This is a genomic window from Pseudoxanthomonas jiangsuensis (assembly GCF_010093185.1).
GTDB lineage: Bacteria > Pseudomonadota > Gammaproteobacteria > Xanthomonadales > Xanthomonadaceae > Pseudoxanthomonas > Pseudoxanthomonas jiangsuensis.
The window spans coordinates 1-6,189 of the sequence record NZ_PDWL01000046.1 but is presented as its reverse complement, the minus strand read 5'-3'; the positions used below and the strand labels follow the sequence as shown (position 1 = coordinate 6,189).

Annotated in this window: 4 protein-coding genes; 1 reads left to right on the top strand and 3 read right to left on the bottom strand. The window is 72.5% G+C overall.

Annotation, left to right across the window (positions count from 1 at the left end):
- Positions 1–46: 46 nt before the first annotated feature.
- A complete protein-coding gene (locus CSC62_RS16915) occupies positions 47–757 on the bottom strand; it encodes a hypothetical protein (RefSeq protein ID WP_162407850.1) in 711 nt (236 codons plus the stop codon).
- The gene (locus CSC62_RS16910) at positions 754–1,314 is read right to left on the bottom strand and encodes an RNA polymerase sigma factor (RefSeq protein WP_162407852.1); all 561 of its coding nucleotides are present in this window, start codon (positions 1,312–1,314) and stop codon (positions 754–756) included. Before CSC62_RS16910 ends, CSC62_RS16915 begins: the two co-directional genes overlap by 4 nt.
- Positions 1,315–1,522: 208 nt before the next feature.
- On the opposite strand from CSC62_RS16910, the gene CSC62_RS16905 reads away from it, so the two are divergent.
- The gene (locus tag CSC62_RS16905; RefSeq protein ID WP_211369035.1) at positions 1,523–4,432 is read left to right on the top strand and encodes a bifunctional diguanylate cyclase/phosphodiesterase; all 2,910 of its coding nucleotides are present in this window, start codon (positions 1,523–1,525) and stop codon (positions 4,430–4,432) included.
- Positions 4,433–4,454: 22 nt separating this feature from the next.
- On the opposite strand, the gene CSC62_RS16900 is transcribed toward CSC62_RS16905, so the two are convergent.
- Complete coding sequence (locus tag CSC62_RS16900) at positions 4,455–5,882, bottom strand: aldehyde dehydrogenase family protein (RefSeq protein WP_162407849.1); 1,428 nt, start codon at positions 5,880–5,882, stop codon at positions 4,455–4,457.
- Positions 5,883–6,189 lie beyond the last annotated feature (307 nt).

Below are 6,189 nucleotides of genomic sequence, written 5' to 3'. Positions count from 1 at the left end.
TGTGCACGTCACACTCTGCGAGTCAACATGTGTCTCCACAGCTACATCACAGTACCTCTGCTTTCGAGTCTTCATCGCCTCGGACACCGCCTGTGTGCCCGCCTCTCTCTTCGCCGCCCCCAGCAGAGGTGTATACGAGACAGGGCCCCGCCTGCACCCCCCGCGCCGCCTGCTCCCCCCGCGCCGCCGCATCGGCTTGCTTCGCCGCTGCGACGGATGGCTTCTGCGCGACGGCCGCGCGGGTTCTGGCGGTCGCAACCGGTGCGGGGCTATCCGCTCCAGCCGGAGGGGCGGCGGGGGCATCCTCGAGGGGCGCGGCCGCCGGCGCCGCGGCGTAGCTGCTGGCCACGGCGTCGGCTTCGCGGCCGGGGGCTTCGGCCTGCGACGCGTCTGTGGCTGCGATGCCAGGGGGCGCGGCATCGGCGCCCGCATGGGCCGCGACGGCGGCTTCGGGCCGGGGCGGTTCGCGCATCTGCCAGGCCACGCCGATGGCCAGGGTCACCGAGGCCGCCAGGCCGAGTGCGGCCGGCCAGCGCCTGCGTCGAGGACGTTGGATGGGTGCCGCCGGCCTGCGACCGGGCGTCGCGACAGGCGCGACAGGTGCGGCTGGTGCAGGGGGCGCGGCCGGGTCGAGCCCGGCCCGCGCCGCGGCCAGGATCCGGGCATCGAGCGCGGGCGAAGGCATCGCCTCCCCGTCCGGCGCCAGCAGGCGGGCCAGTTCGCGTTCTTCGGGCGTCAGCGGATCTTTGCCGTTCATCGTTCCAGTCTCGCCCGCAGCTTGTCCATGGCGTAGCGCAGCCGCGATTTCACCGTTTCCCGGCCCACGCCGGTCAGCTCGCCGATCTCCTCCAGGCTAAGTTCGCGCTGCAGTCGCAGCAGCACCGCCTCGCGCTGTTCGTCCGGCAGTTCGGCCAGGGCCTCGTGCAGGCGCGCGGTGGCCTCCTCGCGATGGGCCAGGCCTTCGGGCGTGTCGGGGTCGACCACCTCCAGGGTCCGCCGCTCGGCGTCCACCGGCGCGGACGGGCGGTGGCGGAGCGCGCGCCAGTGGTCGTTGAGCCGGTTGTGGGCGATCCGGTACAGCCAGGTGCCGAACGCCGCCTCCGGGCGCCAGCCGGCGCGCGCGCCGATCACCCGTTGCCACACGTCCTGGAACAGCTCCTCGGCCAGCGGCCGGTCGCGCACCTGGCCGAGCAGGAAGCGGAACAGCGGACCGCGATGGCGCGCGTACAGCGCCTCGAACGCGGTCAGGTCGCCGCCGGCCCAGGCCAGCATCAGCGCTTCGTCGGCAGGGGCGGCGTCCACGGCCTGGTCCATGGTTGCCAGACTACGTGGATGCCGCGCCGGGGCAAAGCGCGGCGAAGCCGGCATGGCCGCGGGCAGGGTCAGGGCGATGTCCATGGGCAATGTAACGGCCGGGCGGGCGCGACGGGGTCGATGGCCGCCATCCGATCGACGTGCGTGGCGCCGGCAGGGTTATGCTGGCGCGGTCGTCCGTCCGCGGGCGGCATCGACCCGGGGATCCATGGAACAGTCCAGCACAGTCGAAGCCGTGCAGCCGGCGACGGCCGAAACGCGCCGTCCGCCGCTGGCGTCCGCGATGGCCGCCTTGCGCCAGGCCTTGCCGGACGGCGCGGTGCTGGCGGTCGGCTGGCGCGACCCGGTGCTGGGCAGCCACAGCCTTGTCGAGCCGTCCAGCGAGACCGGCGTGGACAGCAGCCTGGACCTGCTGCTGGCCGAATCGGGCGCCCTGGCCGAGGCCCCGGAGCTGCTCGCCCAGGCCTGGGGCGAGCAGGGCGGCGCGCGCCTGGCGCTGGTCGCGCGCCTGCCGGCGCCGATGGAGGCCTACGCGCGCCAGGTCTGGCTGGCGGCGGCGCGGACCGTGCTCGACGCCGCGCTGGAGGCCGCCCGCACCCAGGCGCGGATGGAGCACCTGGACAAGTCCCGGCGCCTGCAGCAGGCGCTGTACGAGATCGCAGACCTGGCCGGCGCCGAGGTCGAGATGGCGGAGATGCTGCACCGCCTGCACGGGATCATCGGCTCGCTGATGTACGCGCCCAACTGCTACATCGTCGAGTACGACGACGCGCGCAGCACGGTGCGCTTCCTCTACTTCGCCGACCAGCAGGACGTATACGAGGCCGACACCGCGCGCGAGTGGCACGAGGAGGAGATGCCCAACAGCCTCACCTTCGCCCTGCTGCGCCACGGGCGGGCCCTGCGCGGGCCGTCGGACCTGATCCGCCACCGCCTGCACGTGGTCCGCAATCCCACCCAGGGCCCGGACAGCCAGGACTGGCTGGGGGTGCCGATGCGGCGCGGCGACCGGGTCTGCGGCGCGATCGTGGTCCAGAGCTACGACCGCGCCGGCTGCTACAGCGACGAGGACCGGGCCCTGCTGGGCTACGTCGCCCAGCACGTGCTGACCACCCTGGACCGGCGCCAGGCGCAGACCCAGCTCGAGCAGAGGGTGACCGAGCGCACCCTGGAACTGGAGCATGCCAACCGCGAGCTGCAGGACGAGGTGGTCGAACGCGAGCGCGCCGAGAAGCTGCAGCACGCGCTGTTCCGGATCGCCGAGATGGCGGTCAGCTCGGAAAGCCTGGAGCAGTACTACGCCAAGGTCCACGCCGCGGTCGACGACCTGATCTACGCCCGCAATTTCTACATCGCGATGCTCAACCCGGCCCAGGACGGGATCGAGTTCGTCTACTCGGTCGACGAGATGGACGACCAGCGCCCGCCCCGGCAGCTGAGCAACGGCCTGACCGAGTACGTGATCCGCACCCGCCAGGCCCTGCTTGCCGACCGCGCCGGGATCGACGCCCTGGCCGCCGCCGGCGAGGTCCACGAGTTCGGCCAGAAGCAGGCCTACAGCTGGCTGGGCGTGCCCCTGCAGCGCGACGGCGAGGTGGTGGGCGTGATCGCGGTGCAGAGCTACACCCCGGACATCGGCTTCAGCGTCGACGACCAGCGCCTGCTGGCGTTCGTCGCCCACAACATCGGCAGTGGCCTGGCCCGGCAGACCGCGCAGGAACGGTTGAAAAGCGCGCACGCCGAGCTGGAACGGCGGGTGGCCGAGCGCACCGCCGAGCTGGAGGAGACCAACAACCAGCTGATCGCCCAGATCGGCGAGCGCCTGCGCGCCGAGCAGAGGCTGACCCACCAGGCCCTGCACGACGCCCTGACCGGGCTGCCCAACCGCGCCTACCTGCTGGACTGCATGGCCGCGGCGATCGAGCGCGCCCGGCACGGCGACGGCCAGCCGTTCGCGGTGCTGTTCCTGGACCTGGACCGGTTCAAGCTGGTCAACGACAGCATCGGCCACGCCGCCGGCGACGAACTGCTGGTGGAGGTGGCCAAGCGGATCGTCTCGACCATGCGCGCCGAGGACATCGTCGCCCGCCTGGGCGGCGACGAGTTCGCGATCCTGGTGGGTGGCGCCAGCAGCGGCCACGACGGCGACGGCGTGCGCGACCTCGCCCAGCGCCTGATGGGCGTGCTCGGCCGGCCGCTGTGGGTGGCCGGGCGCGAGCTGTTCCCCTCGGCCAGCATGGGCATCGCCCAGTGGCATCCGCGCTACCGCAGCGGCGAGGAGCTGCTGCGCGACGCCGACGCGGCGATGTACCGGGCCAAGAACGAGGGGCGCGACCGCTACGCCCTGTTCGACGAGGACATGCGCGAGCAGGCGGTACGCAGCCTGGACCTGGAGGCGGACCTGCGCCGGGCAATCAACCGCCGCGAGTTCCTGCCGTACTACCAGCCGATCCTGCGCCTGGAGGACGGGGCGGTGGTCGGCCACGAGGCCCTGCTGCGCTGGCGCCACGAGCGCCGCGGGCTGCTGGCGCCGGCCGCGTTCATCGCCCTGGGCGAGGAGAGCGGGCTGATCGAGCAGGTCGACTGGCTGCTGTACGAACAGGTGATCGAGGACCTGGCGCGCAGCGCCGGCGGCTACGTCTCGGTCAACGTGTCGCCGCGGCATTTCCGCTCGCCGGACTTCGCCGACCGCCTGCTGGGGCTGATCGAGGCGGCCGATGCGGATCCGTCGCGGCTGCGGGTGGAGATCACCGAGGTGGCCCTGCTGGACGACGCGCCGCGCACCCTGCGCCTGCTCAACACCCTGCGCGAGCGCGGGGTGCTGGCGCAGCTGGACGATTTCGGCACGGGCTTCTCGGCGCTGTCCTACCTGCACCGGTTCCCGATCTCGGGGCTGAAGATCGACCGCAGCTTCGTCGCCGGCCTGGATGCCGAGGGCGGGCGCGAGGAGAGCCTGGCCCTGGTGCGGGCGATCCTGGCCCTGGCCGGGACCCTGGGCATCGAGACGGTCGGCGAGGGCATCGAGACCGAGTTCCAGCGCGACACCCTGCTGGAACTGGGCTGCGGCTGCGGCCAGGGCTACCTGCTGGGCCGCCCGGCCGCCCGCCGCGTGGCCTGAGCGTTCCGCTCCGCGTATTCCTTCAGGTCTTGAGCACCAGCAGCCGCACCTCGCTCATGTCCTCGATCGCGAACTTCACGCCTTCGCGGCCCAGGCCCGAATCCTTGACCCCGCCGTAGGGCATGTTGTCCATGCGGAAGCTGGGCACGTCGCCGACCACCACCCCGCCCACGTCCAGCCGGTCCCAGGCCTGCATGGCGTGGGCCAGGCTGTCGGTGAACACCCCCGCCTGCAGGCCGAAGTCGGAGTCGTTGACCGTCTCCAGCGCCGCCCCGAAATCGTCGAAACGCTGCAGCAGGGCGACCGGGCCGAAGGCCTCCTGGCGCTGCAGGGCGCAGTCGCGCGGGACGTCCTCCAGCAAGGTGGCCGCGAGCATGTTGCCCTGGCGCCCGCCGCCGGCGATCACCCGGGCGCCGGCCTCGCGCGCTTCCTCGATCCAGCCCTGCAGCTTCTGCGCCGAGGCCTCGTCGATCACCGGGCCGATGAAGGTCCGCTCGTCCTTCGGGTCGCCGGCGACGAAGCCGGCGACCCTGGCCGCCAGCTTTTCCCGGAGCGCGTCGTAGACCGCGTCGTGGACCAGGATCCTCTGCACGCTGATGCAGCTCTGCCCGGACTGGTAGTAGGCGCCGAAGGCCAGCCGCTCGACCACCTGGTCGAGCTTGCCGCCCTGGTCGGCATCGACGATACAGGCGGCGTTGCCGCCCAGCTCCAGGGTCACCTTCTTGCGCCCGGCGCGCGCCTTGAACTCCCAGCCGACCAGGCCGCCGGTGAAGGACAGCAGCCTGATCCGGTCGTCCTCGATCAGCGGCGCGGCCTCGTCGTTGCCGCAGGCGAACACCGAGAAGGCGCCCTCGGGCAGGTCGGTCCCGGCCAGGACCTCGGCGATGATCAGCGCGCCGACGGGGGTCTTGCCGGCCGGCTTGAGCACGAACGGGCAGCCGGCGGCGATCGCCGGAGCGACCTTGTGCGCGACCAGGTTGAGCGGGAAGTTGAACGGGGTGATGAAGCTGCAGGGACCGACCGGCACCCGCTTCCAGATCCCGCGGTAGCCGCGGCCGCGCTCGGAGATCTCCAGGTTCACGGTCTGGCCTTCGATCCGGACCGATTCCTCGGCGGCGATGCGGAAGGTGTCGATCAGCCGGGTGACCTCGCCGCGGGCATCCTTGATCGGCTTGCCGGCCTCGATGCACAGGGCCAGGGCCAGTTCCTCGGCGCGCTCGCGGAAGCGGGCGACGCAGTGCTCCAGGATCGCCTGGCGCCGGTAGGGGGGCAGGGCGGCCATCGCCGGGGCCGCGGCCACCGCGGCGGCGATCGCGCGCTCGACCGTGGCCGCGTCGGCCATCGCCACCCGGGTGGCGACCTGGCCGGAGTACTTGTCCAGCACTTCCAGGTCGGCGTTCGGGGTCTCGGCGGCGTTGGCGACGTAGAGCGGGTAGGTCGGCTTGAGCATGTGCGGTGTTCCCGGGTGCCCTGGCATGCAGGTCGGCCGAGTTTATGCCGGGACGGCGGGAAGGCGGCGTGTGGTCGCGGACCGGCATCCCGGTTCGGCCACGTTCGGCCGGGGCCGTCTAGAATGCGCGCCATGCAGCACGATGCCGTCACCCGCCCCACGCCCCCCGCCCAAGCCCACCCGCCCCTTCGCCGCCGGGCGCATCCCGCTGCTGCACGGGCTGTTCGTGGCGCCATTGCTGGCCCTGGCCGGCCTGGCCCTGGCCTGGCTGTGCAGTCCTAGCTTCGCCCTGGTGCTGCTGGCCTAC